We start from the raw sequence: 22,657 nt of genomic DNA on the forward strand, positions 1-22,657 counted from the left end.
ATAGGCTATTTTAAGGATGGGGGGATATAGCGATGATGAAACAGATTCATGCGTTTGAGACAAAAACGGACTATGAGAAATACGAAGCGGTCACGCATCGCTTTCGAACACGGTTAGACGAGTATCAAACGATCTTACAAGAGAAGTATCAACTGATCGACGTACCGAAAGGAATCGTTTGGACGTCAGCGGAACTCGCGACGACGGTCTTCTCAGACATTCCGATTCCAGCATTTACGAATAAGGACTTGATTTACATATCACCAGACGTTGCAGAATGGCGAACGTTATTTTTGTCTCAACTCGACGGGAAGGACGTACCGCATATTCGAGCGTTCTACGAAACGCTCGCGGAAGATCACGTCTTGACGATTGCTGGTCATGAACTGACCCATCATTTGGATTTGTTCGTTGATGAATTCGACGATGAGAGAGAAGACGGAATCTGGTTCGAAGAGGGAATGTGTGAGTACCTGCCCCGGAAGCACCTGTTGTCGGACGAAGCATTCAAGCGAATTACTTTAATTGAGACAGAGCTGGTCGAGCTCTTTCAGGAAGAGTATGGAGCGCGTTCGATTGATCAATTTGGGAGTGCCTCCTATGCCGGTAGTCTGTCGAGTATCATGTTTGATTATTGGCGGAGCTTTCTCGCGATCCATCATCTCATCGAGGAACGATATGCCGGGGACGTCTTACGCGTTTTCGAAGCATATCGGAACTGGCATGAGCAGGGGCGGATCGTGCCGCTATCGGAATACTTTAATCTTCAGTCGGTAAGACGCTAAGCTGTATTTGTAGTGGAGGAGGGCTTATGAATCGTTACAGTATTCTTTCGTTATCTGCATTCATCTGTTTTTGTTTCTTATTTTTCCTGATGAAGAGCGGAGTCAGTCTGAAAGGGTTTGGAACTGCCTATATCCTGCTTCTGTTTATCATTCCGTTAGTCGGCGTATACACAGGGTACAAAACGAAGCACCGAATACTCAAGTGGAGATTCGTCGGCATCCATCTCATTACGTTCTGCATGATGTCATATTTACTGTTACTGGCTTACGGTATTTCGGAGTCATAAAACAGATTAAATAAAAAAGTCAGCTGATTCCATGTAAAAAGGAATCAACTGACCTTTACTAATATGTAGTGTGAACCAAGTTACCATTGCGAACTCTAGTTTCGCTTCGGCAAACTAGTCGTTGTGCCCACCTCAACGACTCGGTCGTCTTGAAGACGATATAGCAAGTATTCCTCTTTTTGGAGCCCTTGACCACGGACTTTTACGGCAATCTGATAGCGTTTTTCCTTATCGCGGTGTTTGTCGTCATAAGCAGAGTGGAGTGAGACGACACGAGCTGGACCGTATTTTTTCTCGACATAGGTTTCGACTTTTGTGCTGACGTGCTGCTCGAATCGTTCATCGTATCGGACGTCTAAGTAAAACAGCAGTCCACCTAATAGGAGTGAGGCAACCAAAACGTTCATTCCGACTTTTTTCAATTCATCACTTCCGATCGTTCCATAGCATTGAACCTAGAAAAGCTATTACAGATGATCGGAAGACGATACATCATAACAGGGATTGAATCATTGATTTGAAAATCTACATCATTTGAGTGATTGCTTTAGATATCGACTCCAACTAATTTAAGAATGATGACGATTGTGATAGCTGAGAGCGCAAAAGAACCGGCAAAAGCAAGCTGTTTTTTCAAAAGTATCTCCTCCTTATGAAAGGGTTACCATTATTATGCCATTAAGTAAGATGTCTGTAAAATTAATTCCAATTAGAACCCTGGATTTTCATCATAAAATTTTAGGAATAGATGACAACATCCCCACTCCTCGTTTTGTCAAGAGAGCAGGGATTTTTCATGTTTCCTACATTCTACTTTATTAATAGTCGATGAATCGCCCTTGCCTCAGCATATGTCGATTCCTGTCCGAACCAACGATAAGTGAGAGTTGATAATGGCGAAGTTCCAGTGTCATTCAATAAAGCGATAGATAAATTATTCTTCCGATCAACGATTAAAAACTGTCCGCCTGATCCCACTCCCCATAACAGAGGATTTTTAGAATTTGATTCTAACCACCAAAGATATCCATATCCTGAAAAACGATCGACGTCCGAAATCTTAGAGTAAGCCATTGTACTCTCCTCAACCCACTTGATTGGAATAACGGATCGTCCTTTCCACTTACCATCTTGGGCATAAAGCGCACCAAATCGGGCAAGGTTTTCGGCAGACATATAAAATCGATACATCGGAATGGATGTTTCTTCATTCTTTTCATAAGTGACATGAGAAGGGCTGAATGTTTTCATGCCAACAGGCTTGGCGATCCATTGTTCAAAAGCATCTCCGATTTTCATTTTCGTCTCTTTCTCAAGAATAAGACCCAACATGTTAAAATCCCAATTGTTATAGTAATAAAAACTTCCTGGAGTATGACTTTCACGTTTTGGACGTAAATCTTTCATTCGTTGTGATTCACCCAATGCGTTTAAGTAGATACCTGATCGTGCTTGTAATAAGTCCCGAATTGTTGCGGACTTCTCTTGTTTCGTTAAGGGTTGCTTGGAATCATCGACAGAGAGTTGTCCCAATGTCATATCCAAGTCTACTAACCTTTTCTTCTCTGCAATCCCAAATAGTGCACTGATGATGCTTTTACGAATAGAAGCAACATTATACAATTCGTTCGAAGAGCCGATGGATGCCACTTGTTGGGTATCCTGAATTGCATATAATGCGTCCGACTCATTGCGTTTCATCTGCTGTTGAAGACTTATCTTCAACTGTTCAGTATCTGTTTTACTTTGAAGTGAAATATTTTCATTATCTGTTTCGTTTTGTACGAAAGGGCGGGTAAGATAGACGAAAAGACTCCCAATTACTATTAGAGATAAAAATAAAAGAGTACGTTTCCTTCTTGACTTCATAGTTCAGTTCTCCTTCAATCAATGTTGTGATGACACTGATTGATTATCAACCTTCAAGTAACTTTAAGGTCAAGCTTTCTATAAAATATAGTTTAAAAGGAGAGATAACTTGAGTTTATTTAAAATTGGAGAGGCTGCAAAACAAAGTGGGATACCTGCATCGACACTACGATATTATGATCAGATTGGTCTGATCCGTTCGCGTCAAATCGATCCACATAGTAAGTATCGATATTACACACAACACGACATCACACATATGAAAATCGTCCAGCATCTGCGCAGGATGAATTTTTCTCTTGAAGAAGTTCAACTTTTTTTAAACGAAAGAGATATGAATCTTCAACTTGGATTGTTAGATAAGAAGAAACAAGAAATTAAGTTAAAGCGGTTGGCACTTCTTCAGACTGAGAAGGAAGTGCATCGCCGAATCGAATCTATAGAAAAGGAATTAATTTCGTCAACAATCACGAAAAAGGATAGTTGGGAAATAGTAGTGAAACATTTTGATGAACGACCTATTCTATCGAAGCGAAAGATTTTCGACAGAGGCGGAATTGATATCTATCAAGACGCGTTTCTACAGTTACTCAAAGAAAATTCGTTTGAGGATCTACCCGTTACATCGCTCGTGTTACAGCATCATCATATCCAACTAAATGAAGAATTTTCTCACTTCGAAAGACATCTTCCAGAAATCGATTTAGAGGTAGGCGTGCTTCTTCCTTCCATGACATCCCCGTTTCAGAATGCGACTTTGCCTAGTGGTAGTTATGCTTGTATTGTGAGTAGAGGTATGGCAGGGAAGGAACGATTTCGTAAATTATATTCATTTCTACAAGAATGGCTTCAAGAAAACAACTATAAAGTCGAGGGACCATTAATTGATATCGTCTTAACAGACCTCACTCAGTTAACTGCGATTGATTATACGGAAGATATACTTTCTGAGACTCAATTTCGCATTACACCAAATAATTAGTAGTGTGAAAGCAACAATCATTTTGTACTTTAATTTTATATATGTAAAATTAATTCTAAAAAAAGTCGCAATTTCTTATTACAACGTTTCATAAAGAAAATGACAACATCCCTACTCCTCGTTTCGTCAAGGCAGTAGGGATGTTTTTTTCATGTCCACCAAACCGGTGGAGTATATCTCGTTAAAAGATCTTTCTCGACGAGTCGCTGATTCACATAAGATGTGACGCTTGGAAGTAGCGCATCCATGTTGGCAGGGTGCACCATGACTTCAACGGATGAACCGGGTGTGATTGAATCAAGTGTCGCAAACGAAACGCCCTCTCCATAAAACCGCTCATCGAAGCGATTCGTCAGCCAGAGATCCCGGTGCTTCTCGTTCTCCGCAGCACGGAACGTCGTTTGATATTCATTAGCGAGTTCGACGATGACAGAGTCGATCGCCGACCAGCCGTGGATATGATGGTGACTGTCTAGGTGATGCAGCGACAGCCCGGTAGCAAGAAAAGCTTCAATCTGGGCTTTCCATTCCAGGTAGACGTCTTCAGGATCCGGTGGCTCTTCTTTCAAAAAGCGACTCGTGAAACGAAACGTCCCGTCCTCCTTCGTTAACGACTGACTTGTCGAAGCGAGCGGTTTTCCCCAAGAGAGCACGAGATGTACGCCGACATGCAGGTCCGGGTGTTGCTGAGAAAGTCGAACAGCTTCTTCGACCGCATGTCCGTTCATCATCAGCGTCGTCGAATTGACGGGACCGTAAAGATGACTCTCGATGATGCCTTGGTTAATACCCGTCGTCAAACCGAAATCATCAGCATTGACGATTACACGCGTCTTAGGCATGTGCCGTGCCAGTCAGTGAGAGTGCTTGATCAAGCACTTGATCGCCCTTCATCAACCCGTATGCCATGTTGTCAATCACAGCAACCGGCACGTTAACTGCTGTACGGATTTTATTCTCGAGGTAGCGGACTTGCGGACCGATCAAGATGACGTCCATCGTTGTATGTTCCTTTAGTCGCGATTCGGGTACTGCTTCGATCGTTGCGTCAAGCCCTCGTGCTACGGCTTCCGTCCGCATTTTTTCTACTAAGATTGAAGTGGACATGCCTGCTGAGCAGACGAGTAAGATATTCATTTCGTTTCCTCCAGTCGATTGATTTTAGTGATCATGTCAATCATCTCGGTCGCCAGTTCCTTGACCGTCATCGCCGTCATCAGATGATCTTGAGCGTGGACAAGTAGGACACTCATCTCGTTGCTCGTTCCTCGTGCTTCTTCTTGCAAAAGTTCCGTTTGAAGTTTGTGTGCCTCAAGAAACGAAGTCTCTGCTTCCTCGAGTTTCGCTTGGACAAGTGCTTCGTCACTGCGTTTGGCAGCAGCAATCGCCTCAAAAGCACTCGAGCGTGCATTTCCGGCATGTAAGATGATCATGAACGATAATTGTTGGATCGATTCTGTCTTCAACTGATTTTCTCTCCTTCGTGGATGCTGTCTTTGTTTCGATTGATTTCGGCAGTCATGGCGCGTGCTCCTGCTACGACGAACGGGATGTAAATGAGCGTCGCGAGCGTCAAGTTGAACATCTGAAGTAGAACACCGCGGATGCTACCACCGGTGACGAGATACCCGCTGATGATCGGTGGTGTCGTCCATGGTACGATGGCGACCGTCTTTGGAACCATCCCGGTTGATAGTGCGATATACGAGACGACCGTCAAGACGACCGGTGCGAGGATGAACGGAATCAGCATGACCGGATTGAGCACGATCGGCATGCCGAAGATGACCGGTTCGTTGATGTTGAACAGACCAGCTGGTGCTGATAGCTTAGCGACTTGATGATAGGGATGATTGCGTTGTTTCCGGACGACGATGAAGATGGCAAGTAGTAGTGACAACGTCGTACCAGAGCCACCCATGAAGACGAACGCATCGAGGAACGGTTTCGTTACCGTGTACGGGACGTCATAGGCGGAGGCGCCAGCTTGAAATGCAGCTAAGTTCTGTTCGATCAGCGGCAGGTAGATCGGCTCGATGACCGAACCGATGATGTTCGTGCCGTGTAATCCGAAGAACCAGAGGACATGGTTCAACAGAGCGATGATCAGACCGGCAGCGAGCGAATCTCCGAAACCTTGAAGCGGTTGCTGGATTGCCTTGAAGATGACTTCGAAGATGCTGAGCTCGAGTTTTACTTGAATGAACAACTGGATCGCAGCAACGACCGTCAAGATGATCATTGAAGGAATCAATGCTTGGAACGATCGGGTGACACCACCGGGCACACCGTCCGGCATCCGGATCGTCAGCTTCGTATGAATGAGAAGGCGGAACGCTTCCGTCACGAGGAGCGAGACGATGATGGCGACGAATAAGCCTTGTGCGCCGAGCCAAGCGAAGCTAAGTCCCCAGTCCTTCGTGACCGGAACAAGCATGACGTAAGATGCGATCGACAGGATACCAGCGGCAAGACCGTCGATATCGTAGGACCGTGCCAAGTTATAGGCAATCGAGAAAGCGACTAGTAAGCCGAGGATCGCGAAGGAGGCATTCCAGATGTTTCCGCCGAGCCGTTGCCAACTGCCTTCACCAAAAGCGTTATTCATCGAGCCGACGAAGTCGAGCGACCAGCTGCCGAGCTGGATGGCAGGGAAGTTATTGATCAGGATCGCGAGCGAACCGACGATGATGAGCGGCATGACGGAGACGAACCCGTCACGGATGGCGACGAGATGGCGCTGGGAACCGATCCGTCCGGCGATTTCAATGAACTTGTTCATGAGAGAACCTCCTTAAGTTGGAATTGGGGTAAGTACAGGTGATGCGCGCGAAACAGCTCTTCAAGTAAAGCGTCGATCCGTTTTTCGTCTTGGATCAATGGGTTCATCAGGGCAGCGAGATAAGCATCCTCATACTTCCCGGAGATGGCGGCTTGAATCGTCAGTTGCTCGAATGTCTTTAAGTTCGTGATCAGTCCACGCACGTGGAGTGGTAAGCTACCGATCGACAGAGGACGTGGCCCAGCTTTTGTGATGACGGCGTTGACCTCGATGACCGCATCTTCAGGTAAGTCACGGATCGTCCCTTGATTCAGCGTATTGATGGTCTGGATATCACCACGGTCGTTATAGAGCGAGTCCATTAAGTTACACGCTGCATCCGAGTAGTAGGCTCCACCGCGTTGCTCAAGCTCCTTCGGTTTTACATCGAGCGATACGTCTTGGTATTGCTCGAACAGTCGGCGCTCGACTTCTTGGACGACTTCAGCGCGTGTCCCATTCTCTTCGTAAGCCTGTAAATCTTTAGCGAGCACGTCACGCGTTTGGAAATAATACTGATGGTACGGGTTCGGCAACATTTTAATTGAATTCAGGAACGACTCCGACCAGCCGAGTCCGACGATATTCGCTGGTGAGTAGTCATTCCCTTGACGCAATGCAGCAAGAACGTCTGCCGTCCGGTCCACACCATTCACTAAGACTTGTCGACCGAAGATGAAGTGATTCAATCCGATGAATTCGATCGAGACGTGCTCGACGGGGGCGTGCAGGATTTCAGCAACGGAGTTCCGCATGTTGAACGGGATGTTACAGACACCGATCACCTTCTGATGCTTGGAATGTTTCAATAGTGCTTCGGTCACGATTCCTGCAGGATTGGTGAAATTGATTAACCAGGCTTCGGGACAGAGTTCCGCCATCTCGTCAGCGAGCTCAAGTAAGAGGGGAATCGTCCGGAAGGCTTTGAACATACCGCCAGCGCCATTCGTCTCTTGCCCGATGAAGCCATGCTTCAGTGGGATGCGCTCGTCAAGCGCACGTGCCGCAAGACCACCGACCCGAATTTGCGTCGAAACGAAGTCGGCTCCACGTAGCGCTTCTTTTCGATCGAGCGTCCAACGAAGTGCGATCTTCACGTTAGCCTTGTCAATCATGCGTTGAGCGAGTTGACCAACGACTTCAAGCTTCTCTTTTCCGTCTTCGATATCGACGAGCACGACCTCATCGACCGGAAAGGAGCGGTGACGCAGAATGAATCCTTCGATGATTTCCGGTGTATAGCTGGAGCCTCCACCGATGATGACGACCTTGAGTGGCATGTTGTGAATTCCTCCTTATGAAAGCGATTTCTTTTTGTTGTAACAAATGTAACAAATAATACAACTTAGAGCAATATAAAATACAAATAAAACAAATTGTGATTTGTATTTGCATTTGTATGATGTCTGTATCACAATAAAGGCACAAAGGATTAGAGGAAGAGGTGGGGGTATGTCGCAATCGACGTTACAGACGGCAATCAAGGAAGAGTTACTGTCGCGAATCAAGAGAGGCTATTACGAAGAAGGGAAAAAATTCCCGACGGAGTATGTACTTTGTGAAGAGTTCGATGTTAGTCGGACGACCGTTCGGGGGGCATTGAACCAGTTGACGCTTGAAGGGTATCTGATTCGACAGCAAGGGCGTGGGACGTTCGTCGCCGGTAAAAAAGTGCGGCAGACATTGTCGCATACACCGAACAACTACGCCGCTCAGTTAGCGGTGCAAGGTAAGCGGGGCGAGGTGTCGTTGATACAATTATCCGTCGTCTCAGCGACCGACGTCTTGACGGAAGTCTTCCCTGTAAAAGAACAAGCACCCATCCAGAAAATTGAACGGATTCGTCATGCTGACGGTGAACCGACACAATATGAAATCTCATTCATCCCGTGGTCGATTGCTCCAGGAATTACGAAGGAACAAGCAGAACATTCGTTGTTTGATACGCTATCGAAGGTCTTCGATATCCAAGTGGCGAAAACGACGGAGTCACTCGAAATCGTCTTAGCGGATGAAGCCATCAGTAGTCATCTGAAATGTCCGGTCAATGCGCCATGTTTTTATATCGAGACGGTGACAGAGGATCAGGAAGGTCAGATCATTGAGTATTCACGATCCTACTTCCGTGGGGATAAGACGAATTTCGTGATTGAACGATCGTATCGTTAAATGGAATAGCATTGTTGCCGAGAAGCACGAAAAAAGGTTGAATCCCTTCACACATCGAAATGGATTCAACCTTTTTTGACGTCATCATTTTGTTTCAACTCACATTATGCTAAGTAATAGTTGAGGCTGTTCGGAGAGTAAGTAATCGTTTTCGACGTAGCGATGATAGGACAATGACGAATCGTTCACATGAAATAGCGTCAACTGTCGACTCTCGAAGTCGACTTCTTCTATGTAGACAAGTTCTGTAATGCCACCGGAATGATGGGGAGGAAGCAGTTTTAAGGATAATCTTTCCCGTAAAGCGATGAATAACATGACGTCCATTTTATAAGTCATAGTAACGGAAGTATCATTGTGAAGAATAATGGATGAATCGATGGAGAGACAAATAAGCGGATTCATAGTGGGTAACGATACCGGATGAGTCATTTCTTTTTGAAGGTGCTGCATGATGAACCTCCCTATAATAAGAACGTATGTTCATATTATGGGGTATGAATACATTTTTTGCAATATTATTTGAGGTGAATCGTTTATCAAGGCATCAATCATGATTGTTCAAAGAGTTTGAATGGAGTTTTATAGCTGGATTCTGGTACAAACGATAAGATCATGCTTTTCAAAAAAGGATGCTGAATTTTCATAGGTTTTGAGATAATCGGATCATATCCGTGCACCGGATTCCGTTTTCAATGATTTCCTTTTTGTAGTGCCTCAAGAAGTAGTTCGTATCGACACCGATTATTCGAAATCTAGACGTTTGACTATCTTATATGAGGGTTCTGCCACTAGCAAAAAATTCATCGGAGGATTTTCCTGATGAGACAATTGACGAATGTTTACATTCATAACTGTATTCTTCTTACATTTTAAGATGAATTAGAGAACCACTATTTTTATTAAATATAATATCAATTAATAAAAACCAGCATCTGATAAATAATCAGGTGCTGGTTTCATATTCTAAAGAGTCTATATCCAAGACTAATAATTTTTTAACTCGGCATATGTTGAAGTTCGTCATAAAGAACGTAGCTTCCTGATGGAATGTCTTTCGCACGATACATGGCGAGATCCGCGTGCTGTAGCATCTCGAGCATACTCGAGGCATCCGTCGGATAGCAGGAGATACCGATGCTTGGCGGACAAGAAATCATATGATTGGCAATCTCATAAGGTGCTTGTAACGTGCTCAACAACTGATTTGCCATACGATGAAGTTGTTCGTATGATTTAACATTCTTTAAAAGTAATGTAAATTCATCACCGCCTTGCCGTGCCATCATGTCAAAATCCGCATCGAATGATTGTAGTCTTCTAGCGACCGCTTTCAATAATTGGTCACCGACATCGTGTCCCAGAGTATCGTTGACTGCTTTGAATTGATTTAAGTCCATGAAAAATAAAGACACATTTGATGGAGGATGAAAAGAATCACTTTTAATGAGCTTTAACAGGCGTTCTTCGAACGCAAGGCGATTGAATAATCCTGTCAACGCATCATGATAGGCAAGGTATTGAATACGTTGTTCATTTCGCTTTATTTCAGTCACATCCTTACCGATACCGAAGATTCCAACAATTTCGTTTTGGACGATGATTGGAACATTGGTGATGTTCATATACATACTGGAACCGAATGCATTTTCAACAACGGTCTCATAACTTCGGGGCATACCTTTAAATACTTCCTTTAGTTCTTCTGCGACCGTCATCCGATGTGTATCTTTGACATAGCGAAGGCTATTTTGACCCATCAAGTCGGTCTTAGAGACGCCGAGCAGATCGCTACAGGCAGTATTCGCACTATCAAATTGACCTTTAAGGTCAGTTGAGTACACTGGATCTGGATGATATTCGAACAAGGATTTATACCGTTCTTCACTTAATTCAAGCGTTTGTGCTTGATCGTAGTAGCGACGGACTAATTTATGATTCTCGATAATAATTAAGACTTGCCGGGTAATGACGAGTAAAATGGAAAGTCCTGAACCTACTGTCACGATATCGAAACTACGCGAGTGAAATCCCATGAAGACGAACAGAATCAAGACTCCCCCATAAGGCGTGAGCATTTGAAAAATATTTAACTTTTCGTGATGAGTCGTTAACGTTGTACTTATAGTATTTGGCTGATGTTGAAGACCTGAAAAAGCTAAAACGATCATTGCTATGATGAACAGAGGATCAATTAAACTACCTGAGATGTATGTGTCTTGAGCAATCAAATACAAGTAAACAGAGTCAGCGATTGCTTGTATCGTGACGGCTGCGATAATGAGATACATAGATAAACTTTTATCCTTACTCGTAAGGTTAAAGAATAAAAAGGAAGCGGCGACTAACATGCCCAAGTCTCCTAAAGGGTAGATTAGGGAGACAATGAGAGCATTCATGGTTGCCGCACTCGTATCCAAAATAGGCTCGATTAAAAAGTGCCAAGAGAAGGTACTCGCAACGACTAAAATAATCATGACATCGAATAAAAATGAAATGCGTTGCTGTATAGCTGCATCCTTCAAAATTTTGTAAATCAGAGCGTAAAGCAGGAAGATAACTTGTAGAATGTAAAACACGTCTGGCCATCCTGGAAACGCCACGTTTTTGTGAAAAATATTTTCTGTGAAAAACCAAATCAATTCGGCGATTAAATAACAAAAGGTGCCGAAAGTGATAAGTAACCAGAACTTACGATCATTTGAATCAGCCCATTTGATAGCAATCCTCAAGTAGAGAAGGGCGATCAACAATCCTGCAATTGAAAAAATATTTCCCCCTAGTGCTTCAAGAAATTGAGAATCAGAAAAAGTGACAATCCATCCATAATAGCCTAAAGCATAAAGTAGAATGATGAGGATAAAGCTTTTAGGTTGTTTAAACATGCTATTCTTATACTCCTTCTTATCATATTCACTTAGTATACAATGAGCTTATTTTTTGAAAAGAATTTGTTTATAAAACAGGTCTATACTGGTTTATCAGCAGAGCATCTTAAAATTATTCCTTAAGATCAAGATAGAAAAATAAGTCGCCATCATAAAGTGCATGACATAAATGATCAAACGTCATCTACGGCATGCACTTTAAAATTTTTAGAGAGATGTGGTCTTCAAAACATCTTGTGTTTGAAGCAATGTAACAAATGCGTCAAAATCGATTGGACGAGAGAATAAGTAACCTTGACCGATCGTACATCCGTAAGAAGTAAGAACCTCTTTTTGTTCAATCGTTTCGATTCCTTCCGCTACGACGGTTAAATTAAGATTCAAGCCGAGCTCGATGATCGTCTTGACCATAGGCGATTTTTGATTAGAAAGCAGGCGATCGATAAATGACTTATCGATTTTCAATGTATCAATCGGAAGTTGCTCGAGTACATTCAAAGACGAATACCCTGTTCCAAAGTCATCGATGGATGTTTTAATCTGCGAGGTCTTCAAACATTGCAAAATCGAAACGCTCTCTTTGATGTTTTGAACAATGCTCTCTGTAATCTCAAGTTCGAGCCACTGCGAGTCAAGAGATGTCTCCTCGAGAATCTCGATGACACGCCGGCAGAAGTTTGGACTCTGAAATTGAAGAACAGAAACGTTGACCGATAGAAGTAAGGGTTCAAATCCTAAAAGCTGAAGTTGTTTACTTTGGTAAGTCGCAGTGAATAGGACCCACTCTCCGATTTCATTGATCAGACCTGCTTCTTCAGCGATTGGGATGAACTCAGCTGGTGAAATCCACCCTAACTTTGGATGATGCCAACGGAGCAATGCTTCCATACCAACGATTCTCCCAGAACGAAGATTGACTTTAGGTTGATAGTAGACGCTCAATTGATGCTCACGTATCGCATTTCGTAAATAAGATTCAATTTCAAGCTTTCGTACTAAGTTGGATTGAAGTTCAGTTCCATAGGAAACAAATGCGTAATTTCCATTCTGTTTAGCTTGATAAAGAGCTTCAGCTGTATGAGCCTGTATTTCTTCGATCGTCAAACTTTGGTCAGGAAATACACTGACACCACCATGCGCTACAATATTCAATTCTAGCTCCTTCAAACGGATAGGAGCTGCAAGATGAATAAGTATCTTTTCATTCACAACAGTGATATTAGATCTCTCTGTTTTCAGAAGCACAATCATAAACTCATCTTCACTGTACCGATACATTTTAAAATTCTCTTTCAGTACATGTTTTAAGCGGAAAGATACTTCTTTCATGATCTGTTCTCCAACATGATGCCCGAAAATATCTGTGTACATCCGCACTCGTTCTACTTGAAGCAATATGAAGGCAAGCGGTGCGTGTTCATCTTTAAGGCTATTTTTGGTGTCTTGTAAAAATGATGCACGATTACCTAAGCTCGTTAATGGATCGATATATGCGATTTGGTTTAATTCAGCTAATAATTCACTATTTTTCATGACAGTAAAAGCTTGTCTAATGATGATAAGAAAAAAAATCATGATCCATCCTGTACTTAAGGCATTTAAATTCCAGGCATAACTTTGCATCATTAGGATGGAGAGGATCAAGATGCTCGAATAAGGAAAGATAAATTCTTTTTTAGTTGAGACATTAAGAGCAAATGGATCAATCATATTTCCTTGTCTAGGCTCTTTTTCATGATATCGAGCGGTGTAACCGATAAATAGTAATGCGATAGTCCAAATCAAATCGACACTGCCACCTGATATATAGCTATTCTTAATTGTAAATTGTGCAAAAGTGATATCTCCGATGACTTGTAAAAATAAACCGATGATGAGATAAGTCAAATATGCATTTCGTTTGTTGAATAGAATTAAATAATAAAGCGTGATGATAAAAAAAGAATTCCTAAATCGGCAATTTGGAAAAGAAACGTGTGGGCGATGTACCACAAAGACTGCTGATTAATCTGATAAAGCGGATAAAGCAGGTAATGATAACTAATTGAAGTCGCGGCTATCATATAAATCATTGTATTAAAGAAGAATGCCGAGTTTGAAAATTTTCTCGTTTGATTCATAAGTTGATTTAACAGGGCAGCAAAGTAAAAAAAGTAAGAGCAGACCCAAGTTAAAGATGATAAGTCCGGTGTATTTATGACATGATTCGTAACAAGTAAGATGATCCAAACAAGTGTGCCAAGGGCAGAAAAACTTGTTCCAAGACCTAAAAACATCCAAAAACGTCTAGCGGATTCATTCTTGAGATAACTTTTTATGATCCAACTCGTACTTAAAATACCGACGAACAACTGGACCGTGTTTAATAGAACCAATCGCATCCATTCAGATCCTTCAAAAAAATGGTTCCCATACCAAAACAATAAACCAATTCCGATGGACAGAAGGAAGGGATAACTTATAGTTGTACGCAAAGATTTTTCCTCCCTTATGTTTAAATAGCTTTCAAATAAGTATCGGATATATTGGATTTATATTTAACGTAATGTTCTAATGTCGTTCGGATTTTAAAAATAGCTACTATTAAAATATAGAACTTAAAAATAAGCCTAGTTCTCCCAATTGAGTTGATCTAGGCTTACATTTAGTTTGTTATCGTTTTTTATTTTTTGATTTAAACGATTTAAAAGCTTTTTTACTGTCGTGTCTAGTAATTTGAAGCTTTCAAGTTTACAAGATAGTACGTCGTTTTCGTTCCATTCGTGATGCTGTACGCCAGTACACCGTCATGGTAAAGAGGAATGGAAACCAACTCTTCAAAGTTAGTCAGAGGAGCGACGGTCTTCGCTTTTAAGTTCGCATACATCAACTGATGGATGCCTTCGCGGAAGATGACTTGTGTATTTGAGAGGAACTGAATGCCGTCGATCGTCGTCTGGGCACTGGAAGCGGAATAGTTCAGCGTCTGTTCGTCCAATCCGATGGGTTGGAATATGGCGTCGCCTTCTGTTCCAAGAGCGAGATAGGTACCGCTGCGACTGAAATCAATTAATCCGGATATCTCTTTTTTGTAGGCACCATCCAGCGTCTCAAGCACACGGACGTTCTTTCCGTTGTTAAAGTGAGACGTGTATAAGGTCACGCCGTCATCGCTATCGCGGTGCTCGTATGTGAATAGACCGTCTCGTACCTTTCCTGTTTTTAAGATGAAGGACTGGAGTGGTGTGATCTTTCCGGTTTTTAAGGAATACGTTTTTATCGTGGAGACCGTTTTTTGTGCAGTCGCTTCTTGCGTGATCCAGGAAACCCGAGTTGACGTAACATCGATTCTCGGAGGGGACGTATCGAAGCGACTTTCACCGACATCGAGCGTCGTCACCTGATTCGTCGTAATCTTCAATTGACGAATCGACCATTTTACACCTGTTTTCGTCGGTTGTTCCGTTTCGACCCATAGTAAAAATTCACCTGTACCCGTCATCATCGGGATTGCATGCTTCGTCGCATGGACGATTTTGTTGTGCTGTCGTTTCGTATCGTATGTATAAATGGTGCTCTTATTTTCTTGTAGATCCAAGTAAAACATCTGGTTTTGATAAGCATACTGTGGATCGATCGAGACACGGTGTTTGCTTAATAAGGAAGAAAGGTCGTACGTTTTCGTTTGACCTAACGTGACGCGCTCCGATTGCTTTTCTAATTCGATTGCTTGTTGGTTCTTGGTGTCGGTCGTTGCTATCTTGGAGGAAGTGTTCACTTGTTCAGATGACGCGACATTTTTTTTTGCTACACGCGGTGTTGCTTGTTCTTCCATCATAGTACAACCCGCTGTCGTCCAAACGATGGTCGAAAGACAAAAGACAGATGCGAATCGATGTAATTTCATATCGGATAGCTCCTTCGAAGATTTTCGGAAACGTAAGTCAGTGCTGCATTTCATGGGAAGAGGGACTCGGACGACGGGTGTGAAGAAATACGAGATACCACCACTTTAATGTGTAGGCGATTAAGAAGACACACATCCATGCCCACGGTCGCAGTGTCGTCAATCCTTCGTAAAAATGTCTGAACTCTGTAATGTCAAGACGGTACATGGAGTTCCAAATGAATAGTGCATACAGGAAAAGCATCGCTACCACCGCTCGGATCGACGCTTTTCTCAAGGCTGGATGCTTGATCGCGACGAAGATTGCACTGATAAGCGTGATGAAAAAGAATGCGTAGGAAAGTACCCACACCCACATGTCATTGGTTGGTCCCATATGTATTTTCCTCCTCAGTTAATCATGGATGCGTCTAGACGATCGTCTAAACAAAACAGAAAGAATGACATCAATCAGTAAGCCAATCAAGAACCAACTGATCAAGGTCAGGATATAGATCAGGAACAGTGGGACATGGAAGGAATCTAGCCATGTTCCAAGAAAGGATCGTGATTCAAGAAGCCAGAAAACAGGGCTCGTCAGAAACAACAAGATATTTTTGTCGTCGTAGCCAAAGGCATTGAACAGACAGACGGCAAGTGAAAGTAAGGGAAGCCAGAGTCGAAAATCTTTACGCATTGTTATTCATCTCCTGTTTGAGTGGGGGGTTCATCGGACCTGAATCAAAAAGGCGGATAGACCGTCACCATGTTCGTTCCATCCGGCAACGACCTCATAGGTATACGTACCTTGAGAAGAAGGTGCGATAAGAATGTCGTTTTTTAATGAAACCTGTTCACTTTTCGTTTTCGAATCTCAGCGTACGACTTCGAGCGAATCGGGTTTACGATCAAACGAGAGATGAATTTTGTCAGAGGGTGAGACGATGACGGGTTTACTTTTTTCAGTCATGTGTAAAGCATCCACATAGATCATGTCCGCACATTGAGCACTGAACAAACTGGACCAGCAATAAGAACCTTGGACAGTTGGAATCGCTTTACCGTTTACTTCGACGTCGGGGTCGTAGGGTTCGATCCGAAATGGCTCAAAATAGATAAAAAAGCAATCACGGCAAGTAGTGAGCCAATCAAAATGAATTTAAGGATACCAGCTCCTCCTTTATTGAATAAATAATAGTGTTAAATCGGAAATTAAAATCAATCAAGTCATATATCATGCAAAAGAATCTTCATATAGAATCATTTTCCACAATAAACTATCAAATCCCTTCAAATGGATGAAGGGATTATGAATGAGGCACACGTGTCTCTTTGAGACGACTAGGTGCAATGAAAGAATAGAGGTTAAGAAAGTAGTTATTTGAACTCCTATACTTTTTTTAGACGACTTCTTAGCGCTTAAAGAGCGTAATATCGATTTTGCGAGGAACCTAAATGAAGTGAAACTAGCTATGGTTCTTCAGAATGGAACATATGACGAAACAATCAGCGTCTTTTGAGGAAGTCATTTTCCTTTTACGAAGAATAGAGGAATCAATGCTTCTCCCAGTGGGCTTGATAATCGAGAATATATTGACTTAGGGGAATCGGCTCGGTGCCAGTCACTTCGCGGAATTGACTGTTCGTTCGTTTCGTGAGTCCAAGACTAATCGGGAGGTGTAACATGATGACTTCATTGACGTAGCTTTTCGGATATCCTTTTTGGACCATCTTCATTTGGAAGAATGGAATCGAAGGGTTCGTGTAACGAATCGTCTTTCCTAAGAGTAGCGTCATCAGACTTGCGATCTCATGGAAACCGAAAACTTCCTCGCCATGCAACGTATAGACACGATTGAAATGGGGAGCAGGATGTTCGAGGCAATGGATGACGAACGTCGCGATATCCCGGATGTCGATCATGCTTGTCTTCCCAAGACCAGCGGGCGTAACGATCTGCTCGTGAAAACGGATGTCATCACGCATGAAGAGATTCAAATTTTGCATGTAGTATCCGGGACGGATGATCGTAAACGGGATACCGGTCTCTTGAATGATTTTTTCGATCGTATGGTGAGGTGTCAGCGGAAAGACTGGAACATCCTTGAACGAGAGATAAACAATGTGCCGGACTGAGGTGAAGCGCAAATAGCGCAGAAAGAGATGGAACTGTCGTGTTGATACTTGGGACGGATACATCAAAAAGAGTTGATCGACGCCTTTTAACGCTTGTGAAAACGTTGAGATATCGGCGTAGTCCAGGTGACGATAGTGAAAAGCATTGCCGAATTTCTCTGAAGCAGCTGCTGGGTCGATGACAGCCGCATGAAAGGGAATATGTCGCTTCATCATTGCATGACCGACGGCTAGTCCGACGTTTCCTGTGAATCCTGTTACTAAAATCGTCATGTGTAACGTCCTTCCTGTACACTTGACTGAACTGCTGTTTGATGAGAAGTAAATCATGATATGTCTAAGAAAAAGTGAGGTGGTAAATCGTCCGCTAATTGCTTTATCGTAACTTGATTGAGCGTATTAAAGAACGAAATCAGTGCAACATCTAATAGTTGATCTAACGCACGTACCTGATAACGCGTTCCCGGGAAAAGCGGACGTTCGAATAATGCGACGACTTCTCCGACCCGGACAGTATGACTCAATGGAAGGAGTTGAACACCACCTTCTCGTCCAGCATGGGTTCGTAAAAGACCTGCTCTTCCTAAAATTGAAATGATCTTCGTAAGATGCTCGTACGAGATGTTACATTGAAGCGAAATATCTCTCGTCTTTACGTATTCTCCTCTTCGTGTCATCGATTTTGAGGTGTGTGCCAAAAAAAGTAATGTCAGTAAGCCATGTTCCGTAGAACGTTTCAACCGCACGATCGCATCTCCTTTCATTTTTGACTGACGATGATTTCAGACAATCAAGAGACAATATCGCGTCATGGAGGAAAAGGGCGCTTTCGTCATGTAAACATGCGTGTAGGAATCATCGAATGTGATCAAAGCAGAAATGAGGTGTGCGCGAATGTACCGACAGGAGAGGCTTCGCCGTTGAGGCGTAATCAGTTCATCTCTTCGAGAGTCGAAGTCGAGCAACAATTGCAATGGGTACTCTGTGAATATCGTCACCTGACAATGAATGCCGAGCCGGTGATAATAATCGACGATGCATTGACGAACGAACAGTGCTCGTTCATGAGTAATCATATGCTTTGCCCTCCTCTTCATTTACCCAATCGGATAGGTGGTCTTTTATATATTGCCGAAGGGTGATCGGTCGTTCACCAATTAGTTCTAGAAAGTGGTTATCCGTCTCATCCGCTAGACCTAATAAGATTGGCACATGAAGTTTGATGATTTCATTGGTTTCTTCGTAAGACAATCCATGTTGCATCATAAAGGACCGGAAAAAATCAATCGACGGGTTCGTATACATGATCTCTGTTTCAAGTTCTTCTCCGAGAAGTCGGGCGACTTCGTAAAAATTGTAAGCCGCTTCACCGCTGATCGTATAGATTTTATTGAAGTGAGTGGCTGGGTTTTCAAGACACGTCATCACGACGGTCGCTACGTCACGGGCATCAATCATGCACGTCTTACCAATTCCTGCCGGTGCGAAGAGGTGTGCATGATCTCGTAACATATCTCGCATGAACATGTTTAAATGCTGCATGTAGTAGCTAGGACGAATAATCGTGTAGGGAATGTCGGTTTGGCGAATGACGACTTCAATACGATGATGTGGCGTGAATGGGAGGGATAGAGCGTCTTTGCTTGAGAGGTAGACGATGTGTTGCAGGGCAGTCTGTCTGAGATAATGAATAAAATATTCGAATGTCTCCAAGTCCGCGTTTGCAGGAAATTCGAGAAAGATTTGATCGCATCCTGCGAGTGCCTCTACGAACGTCGAAGCATCTTGGACATCGAATCGACGAAAGTCAAAATGCTCTCCATATAATTCGGAAGCGGCTTGTGGATCGGATACCCCGATGCAAAAAGGCTGTTCTTCCGTGCGCATACGTTGGCTGACGAGCTGCCCGATCGGTGAAGAAAAGTCCGTAATGAAAATCATGGGAAAATTCCTTTCCTCTCTTAGATGAACGAGGCATCACTGATGTTGGAAAGTGGTAAATAAAATACTTGTATTAGTTATATAATACCCTAATTATCCTTCAAATACCGGATAGATGATAGTTCCTGCTAAAAACATAATTAAGTATTCCATTTATTCAATATATGAACCTTAATATTCAAAAAAATTAATTATTAATACTTATGTTTACATATCTAGGTTTATTATGAATATTACTCGACGTACTTGTCGTGAAGGCTATCGTAAATTTGCGCGTATGTTTCCTTGAGTGACCTAATCGCATTCACGTCTGTTCCGATGACATCCACTACATCAGTCGACACATACAAAAGGAAATCCGAGTCAAAGAAGACGATGTAAGCTGCCGTGTGCCCTCGATAAACGTTTAAGCAGTAGGAGATGACTTCATCTAGCTTTATATGTTTCACATGTTCATAGACGACACCCGTATAATCTCCTTTATCTTCCACGATATACTCTTTCCAGTTTCGAATCGTAATCGACGAGCCTACTCGTGCTTTTGCTGAATAACGCCGATGACGATGAATGTACGCAGCGACGAATAAAAGATGGATGGATCTGTCTTCTTGAAAAATCATCTGAAGAATTTCTTTCAACTGCGAGGCAGTTAGGTCTTCCATTAAAAAGCGGATACGGCGTTCTGGTATTGACTGAAAATAGGGTGTTGGCTTCCTGATATCAAGCTCGATCTGGAACTGAGATAAATCAAGCATATAGAAGTCTCCTCATTCTATTAGCGATTTGGTGACGAATAGGGAATGTGACGGATGAAGGCATCCAGCTGAATGTCGAAGTACGCTTCAAGATCGAATCGCAGTTGCCTTTCTAAATCAGACAAGCACGTCACTAAGGTGTCGAGCGGAAAAAAAACAGTGTTCATCCGTTCATCGCCCCAAATCGATTGAATGTTTCCTTGATCAGCAGAAGGAACCATCGATACGATTGCCCCTTCTTCATCATGGTCAAACTCCACCGAATAATAATAAAAGGCAGGAGTACATGAAGGTGTCACCAATCTTTTCCACCGATACAACGATTTATAAAACTCGAAGATGGCTAATGATGTTTCAAGATATAGTGCATGATCAATGATGATTTTGACATTCGCTTCAATCGACAGAATGGTGGGGATGTCTCTTGCTGAAGCATTTGAAATAGCGTTCGGTGAATTTAAAAAATCATATGTACATGTGATTCGAGACATATTTATCACTCCGGTTTAAAAATTGAAATTAGCTGAATACTTTATTTCGTTGCCGAGACGGACGGATCCCTAGAGCAATCGTAGCCCCGATGCAACTAAACAAACAACCGATGACTAGAGGAAGGGATAGCGTCGATTCACCGATCAATACTGATGCCATACCGCCAATCAATGGGAATAGCGCGACCATATAACCGCTCTTCGCACCACCGATCCGTTCGACGAGTTTCAAATAAAACAGCCACGCAAGAAACGATGCGATCACAGTTAAATACATTAAGGCAGAAAGATACGTCACGCTTGTCGGGAGCGTAAGCGGTGTTCCCTGTAACCAGACGATTGCGCCCATCAGTAGACTCGCGACAGTGAATCCGATCGCATTGGCATGAACCGGATGGATCCGCTGCTTAGCGTTACGCGCTGAACTGGCGTCACCCACTGCCGTTAATAGCGTGCCGACTAGAGCAATCAAGACACCTTTCAGATTGGTCAGTCCATGGATGCTGCTTAGACTCGGAACGAGCAGAACACCGACACCGATGATGCCAAAACATCCGCCGATCCAGACGCGCGCATGGAGCGTCTCTTTTAAAAACAGACGCAGAGCGATTGGTGTCAGAATGACCTTTAGTGAGAAAATCAACGTCACGATGGCAGCAGAACTTAACATCGTCGCGTAATAGAGACATAAGTAACTCAGAGCGAAGTTACAGACACCGAATACGACGATGAAAGGCAGGTCCGTTACGGTAGGTTTGTTCGTTCGTTTAACGAATAACGCGAAGGCGATGAAGAGAAGGGCTGTCATCGCTAATCGATAGGTCAGGGATACTTCCAAGGCGACGGGAGTTCCTTGGATTTTGACAGCAATGAAATTCAGTCCCCAGACGATTAAACAAAATAGATACATGAAATATGTCATAGTTGATCCTCGTTTATGTATTTTTATTTCCAAATCTTTTCCTGTCTATCATCTTAACAAATATGAACGTCTAGAAAGAAGATTCCGTGAAAATCTTATTCTGGCACAAAAAAATCACTGATCGTCTGCAGGCAGTCAGTGATGGGAAACACTAAATCGAAAAATACAATAAGTTAGAAAATAATCACTTATCGTCAGCTTCGACGATTGATTTTAAAGCTAAGAGTCAATTCCATTTCCGCATAACAATCTCATCAAACGAAATCCCTTGATAGGATACAGCATCAGGAATCGTTTCTACGATGTGAAAGCCAACTTTTTTATACGCAGCGATGGCTCGCTCATTATGTGAAAACACTTCAAGTTCAAGTTGATGAAGTCGAAGTTCCTCGAAACAAAATTGGAAGATGCAGGAGATCGCCTCTGTCCCGTAACCTTGACTGGTCCAGGGGAGGGCACGCATCGAAATACGAAACCCCGCTTGTTTCAAGTCTGCCTCAATGTCTAAAATGGAACACTCACCGATTATTTCACCGGAGTTCAAACAGAGGGCGAAATCAAAGCGTGTTGGATCAGCTTGAATCGAAAGAATATGCTGTTCAATCTGTTCGAGCGAAAATGTCGCCGTCGTACCAGTCAGGTAACGTAGTGTCTCATCCTGGGTTTGTTCGAATAAGACGTGTGCATCGGTCACGTCAAGCGGACGGAGGAAAATTCGTTCTGCGGTCAGGTTCATGAATACCTTC

At 43.0% G+C, this 22,657-nt stretch carries 26 protein-coding genes; 4 read left to right on the top strand and 22 right to left on the bottom strand.

Annotation, left to right across the window (positions count from 1 at the left end):
• Window positions 1-32: 32 nt before the first annotated feature.
• Together EXW93_RS06935 and EXW93_RS06940 are read left to right on the top strand one after the other, a co-directional pair.
• Entirely contained in the window at window positions 33-785 is a 753-nt protein-coding gene (locus EXW93_RS06935) for a hypothetical protein (protein ID WP_254606189.1), read from the top strand.
• Window positions 786-811: 26 nt separating this feature from the next.
• Complete coding sequence (locus EXW93_RS06940; RefSeq protein ID WP_174316226.1) at window positions 812-1,072, top strand: hypothetical protein; 261 nt, start codon at window positions 812-814, stop codon at window positions 1,070-1,072.
• Between the two features lie 95 nt (window positions 1,073-1,167).
• On the opposite strand, the gene EXW93_RS06945 is transcribed toward EXW93_RS06940, so the two are convergent.
• The gene (locus tag EXW93_RS06945; RefSeq protein ID WP_174316227.1) at window positions 1,168-1,494 is read right to left on the bottom strand and encodes a hypothetical protein; all 327 of its coding nucleotides are present in this window, start codon (window positions 1,492-1,494) and stop codon (window positions 1,168-1,170) included.
• Between the two features lie 388 nt (window positions 1,495-1,882).
• Window positions 1,883-2,941: a serine hydrolase domain-containing protein gene (locus EXW93_RS06950; protein ID WP_174316228.1), complete on the bottom strand. Its 1,059-nt coding sequence runs from the start codon at window positions 2,939-2,941 to the stop codon at window positions 1,883-1,885.
• A gap of 109 nt (window positions 2,942-3,050) precedes the next feature.
• On the opposite strand from EXW93_RS06950, the gene EXW93_RS06955 reads away from it, so the two are divergent.
• Complete coding sequence (locus EXW93_RS06955) at window positions 3,051-3,923, top strand: MerR family transcriptional regulator (RefSeq protein ID WP_174316229.1); 873 nt, start codon at window positions 3,051-3,053, stop codon at window positions 3,921-3,923.
• A 149-nt stretch (window positions 3,924-4,072) separates the two neighbouring features.
• On the opposite strand, the gene chbG is transcribed toward EXW93_RS06955, so the two are convergent.
• The 5 genes from chbG to EXW93_RS06980 are packed head-to-tail and all read right to left on the bottom strand — an operon-like array spanning window position 4,073 to window position 8,024.
• Window positions 4,073-4,765: a chitin disaccharide deacetylase gene (chbG, locus tag EXW93_RS06960; protein ID WP_174316230.1), complete on the bottom strand. Its 693-nt coding sequence runs from the start codon at window positions 4,763-4,765 to the stop codon at window positions 4,073-4,075.
• Complete coding sequence (locus tag EXW93_RS06965) at window positions 4,758-5,060, bottom strand: PTS sugar transporter subunit IIB (protein WP_047390543.1); 303 nt, start codon at window positions 5,058-5,060, stop codon at window positions 4,758-4,760. The genes chbG and EXW93_RS06965 overlap by 8 nt, the downstream gene beginning before the upstream one ends.
• Window positions 5,057-5,356 (bottom strand): PTS sugar transporter subunit IIA, encoded by a 300-nt coding sequence (locus tag EXW93_RS06970; protein WP_029341536.1) that lies wholly within the window; start codon window positions 5,354-5,356, stop codon window positions 5,057-5,059. Before EXW93_RS06970 ends, EXW93_RS06965 begins: the two co-directional genes overlap by 4 nt.
• A gap of 29 nt (window positions 5,357-5,385) precedes the next feature.
• Window positions 5,386-6,705 carry a PTS cellobiose transporter subunit IIC gene (celB, locus tag EXW93_RS06975; RefSeq protein ID WP_174316231.1) on the bottom strand — a complete coding sequence of 440 codons (1,320 nt, stop codon included), beginning with the start codon at window positions 6,703-6,705 and terminating at the stop codon, window positions 5,386-5,388.
• Window positions 6,702-8,024, bottom strand: a complete 1,323-nt coding sequence (locus EXW93_RS06980; RefSeq protein WP_174316232.1) for a 6-phospho-beta-glucosidase — start codon at window positions 8,022-8,024, stop codon at window positions 6,702-6,704. The genes celB and EXW93_RS06980 overlap by 4 nt, the downstream gene beginning before the upstream one ends.
• Window positions 8,025-8,196: 172 nt before the next feature.
• Between EXW93_RS06980 and EXW93_RS06985 the strand changes: the two genes are divergently transcribed.
• Window positions 8,197-8,913, top strand: coding sequence for a GntR family transcriptional regulator (locus EXW93_RS06985; protein ID WP_174316233.1), 717 nt, complete (start codon window positions 8,197-8,199; stop codon window positions 8,911-8,913).
• A gap of 99 nt (window positions 8,914-9,012) precedes the next feature.
• Here the strand turns inward: EXW93_RS06985 and EXW93_RS06990 are convergent, their stop codons facing one another.
• The 15 genes from EXW93_RS06990 to EXW93_RS07065 form a co-directional block, all read right to left on the bottom strand.
• On the bottom strand, window positions 9,013-9,366 hold the full coding sequence (locus EXW93_RS06990; RefSeq protein ID WP_055967732.1) for a hypothetical protein: 354 nt from the start codon (window positions 9,364-9,366) through the stop codon (window positions 9,013-9,015).
• 545 nt (window positions 9,367-9,911) lie between these two features.
• Complete coding sequence (locus EXW93_RS06995) at window positions 9,912-11,798, bottom strand: DUF4084 domain-containing protein (protein WP_174316234.1); 1,887 nt, start codon at window positions 11,796-11,798, stop codon at window positions 9,912-9,914.
• Window positions 11,799-12,008: 210 nt separating this feature from the next.
• Window positions 12,009-13,688 carry a putative bifunctional diguanylate cyclase/phosphodiesterase gene (locus tag EXW93_RS07000; RefSeq protein ID WP_174316235.1) on the bottom strand — a complete coding sequence of 560 codons (1,680 nt, stop codon included), beginning with the start codon at window positions 13,686-13,688 and terminating at the stop codon, window positions 12,009-12,011.
• Window positions 13,689-13,714: 26 nt separating this feature from the next.
• Window positions 13,715-14,275 (bottom strand): hypothetical protein, encoded by a 561-nt coding sequence (locus EXW93_RS07005; protein WP_174316236.1) that lies wholly within the window; start codon window positions 14,273-14,275, stop codon window positions 13,715-13,717.
• Between the two features lie 233 nt (window positions 14,276-14,508).
• On the bottom strand, window positions 14,509-15,687 hold the full coding sequence (locus tag EXW93_RS07010; RefSeq protein WP_174316237.1) for a hypothetical protein: 1,179 nt from the start codon (window positions 15,685-15,687) through the stop codon (window positions 14,509-14,511).
• 37 nt (window positions 15,688-15,724) lie between these two features.
• Window positions 15,725-16,063, bottom strand: coding sequence for a hypothetical protein (locus tag EXW93_RS07015; RefSeq protein ID WP_174316238.1), 339 nt, complete (start codon window positions 16,061-16,063; stop codon window positions 15,725-15,727).
• Between the two features lie 18 nt (window positions 16,064-16,081).
• A complete protein-coding gene (locus EXW93_RS07020) occupies window positions 16,082-16,363 on the bottom strand; it encodes a hypothetical protein (protein ID WP_055967746.1) in 282 nt (93 codons plus the stop codon).
• Between the two features lie 857 nt (window positions 16,364-17,220).
• Entirely contained in the window at window positions 17,221-18,075 is an 855-nt protein-coding gene (locus EXW93_RS07030) for an NmrA family NAD(P)-binding protein (RefSeq protein WP_055967749.1), read from the bottom strand.
• Window positions 18,076-18,128: 53 nt separating this feature from the next.
• Window positions 18,129-18,548, bottom strand: coding sequence for an RrF2 family transcriptional regulator (locus EXW93_RS07035; protein WP_058713522.1), 420 nt, complete (start codon window positions 18,546-18,548; stop codon window positions 18,129-18,131).
• Window positions 18,549-18,584: 36 nt separating this feature from the next.
• Window positions 18,585-18,878 carry a hypothetical protein gene (locus EXW93_RS07040; RefSeq protein WP_023468121.1) on the bottom strand — a complete coding sequence of 98 codons (294 nt, stop codon included), beginning with the start codon at window positions 18,876-18,878 and terminating at the stop codon, window positions 18,585-18,587.
• The gene (locus tag EXW93_RS07045; protein ID WP_174316239.1) at window positions 18,865-19,743 is read right to left on the bottom strand and encodes an NmrA family NAD(P)-binding protein; all 879 of its coding nucleotides are present in this window, start codon (window positions 19,741-19,743) and stop codon (window positions 18,865-18,867) included. The genes EXW93_RS07040 and EXW93_RS07045 overlap by 14 nt, the downstream gene beginning before the upstream one ends.
• Window positions 19,744-19,976: 233 nt before the next feature.
• Window positions 19,977-20,498 (bottom strand): hypothetical protein, encoded by a 522-nt coding sequence (locus EXW93_RS07050; RefSeq protein ID WP_058713520.1) that lies wholly within the window; start codon window positions 20,496-20,498, stop codon window positions 19,977-19,979.
• A gap of 20 nt (window positions 20,499-20,518) precedes the next feature.
• Complete coding sequence (locus EXW93_RS07055) at window positions 20,519-20,989, bottom strand: DUF7878 domain-containing protein (RefSeq protein ID WP_058713519.1); 471 nt, start codon at window positions 20,987-20,989, stop codon at window positions 20,519-20,521.
• A gap of 28 nt (window positions 20,990-21,017) precedes the next feature.
• Complete coding sequence (locus EXW93_RS07060) at window positions 21,018-21,911, bottom strand: DMT family transporter (protein ID WP_174316240.1); 894 nt, start codon at window positions 21,909-21,911, stop codon at window positions 21,018-21,020.
• Between the two features lie 226 nt (window positions 21,912-22,137).
• Complete coding sequence (locus EXW93_RS07065; RefSeq protein WP_174316241.1) at window positions 22,138-22,647, bottom strand: GNAT family N-acetyltransferase; 510 nt, start codon at window positions 22,645-22,647, stop codon at window positions 22,138-22,140.
• Between the last annotated feature and the right edge of the window lie 10 nt (window positions 22,648-22,657).

The sequence above is a fragment of the Exiguobacterium sp. JMULE1 genome, from assembly GCF_013337175.1.
GTDB lineage: Bacteria > Bacillota > Bacilli > Exiguobacteriales > Exiguobacteriaceae > Exiguobacterium_A > Exiguobacterium_A indicum.

Bases quoted from the DNA above. Each gene is read 5' to 3' on its own strand.
- EXW93_RS06940 (WP_174316226.1), top strand. From the start codon at position 812: ATGAATCGTTACAGTATTCTTTCGTTATCTGCATTCATCTGTTTTTGT.
- EXW93_RS07015 (WP_174316238.1), bottom strand. From the start codon at position 16,063: ATGGGACCAACCAATGACATGTGGGTGTGGGTACTTTCCTACGCATTC.
- EXW93_RS07020 (WP_055967746.1), bottom strand. From the start codon at position 16,363: ATGCGTAAAGATTTTCGACTCTGGCTTCCCTTACTTTCACTTGCCGTC.
- EXW93_RS06935 (WP_254606189.1), top strand. From the start codon at position 33: ATGATGAAACAGATTCATGCGTTTGAGACAAAAACGGACTATGAGAAA.
- EXW93_RS07040 (WP_023468121.1), bottom strand. From the start codon at position 18,878: ATGATTACTCATGAACGAGCACTGTTCGTTCGTCAATGCATCGTCGAT.
- EXW93_RS07060 (WP_174316240.1), bottom strand. From the start codon at position 21,911: ATGACATATTTCATGTATCTATTTTGTTTAATCGTCTGGGGACTGAAT.
- chbG (WP_174316230.1), bottom strand. From the start codon at position 4,765: ATGCCTAAGACGCGTGTAATCGTCAATGCTGATGATTTCGGTTTGACG.
- EXW93_RS07050 (WP_058713520.1), bottom strand. From the start codon at position 20,498: ATGCTTGATTTATCTCAGTTCCAGATCGAGCTTGATATCAGGAAGCCA.
- EXW93_RS07030 (WP_055967749.1), bottom strand. From the start codon at position 18,075: ATGACGATTTTAGTAACAGGATTCACAGGAAACGTCGGACTAGCCGTC.
- EXW93_RS06985 (WP_174316233.1), top strand. From the start codon at position 8,197: ATGTCGCAATCGACGTTACAGACGGCAATCAAGGAAGAGTTACTGTCG.
- celB (WP_174316231.1), bottom strand. From the start codon at position 6,705: ATGAACAAGTTCATTGAAATCGCCGGACGGATCGGTTCCCAGCGCCAT.
- EXW93_RS06970 (WP_029341536.1), bottom strand. From the start codon at position 5,356: ATGATCATCTTACATGCCGGAAATGCACGCTCGAGTGCTTTTGAGGCG.
- EXW93_RS07055 (WP_058713519.1), bottom strand. From the start codon at position 20,989: ATGTCTCGAATCACATGTACATATGATTTTTTAAATTCACCGAACGCT.
- EXW93_RS07010 (WP_174316237.1), bottom strand. From the start codon at position 15,687: ATGAAATTACATCGATTCGCATCTGTCTTTTGTCTTTCGACCATCGTT.
- EXW93_RS07045 (WP_174316239.1), bottom strand. From the start codon at position 19,743: ATGATTTTCATTACGGACTTTTCTTCACCGATCGGGCAGCTCGTCAGC.
- EXW93_RS06980 (WP_174316232.1), bottom strand. From the start codon at position 8,024: ATGCCACTCAAGGTCGTCATCATCGGTGGAGGCTCCAGCTATACACCG.
- EXW93_RS07065 (WP_174316241.1), bottom strand. From the start codon at position 22,647: ATGAACCTGACCGCAGAACGAATTTTCCTCCGTCCGCTTGACGTGACC.
- EXW93_RS06990 (WP_055967732.1), bottom strand. From the start codon at position 9,366: ATGCAGCACCTTCAAAAAGAAATGACTCATCCGGTATCGTTACCCACT.
- EXW93_RS06995 (WP_174316234.1), bottom strand. From the start codon at position 11,798: ATGTTTAAACAACCTAAAAGCTTTATCCTCATCATTCTACTTTATGCT.
- EXW93_RS06950 (WP_174316228.1), bottom strand. From the start codon at position 2,941: ATGAAGTCAAGAAGGAAACGTACTCTTTTATTTTTATCTCTAATAGTA.
- EXW93_RS06965 (WP_047390543.1), bottom strand. From the start codon at position 5,060: ATGAATATCTTACTCGTCTGCTCAGCAGGCATGTCCACTTCAATCTTA.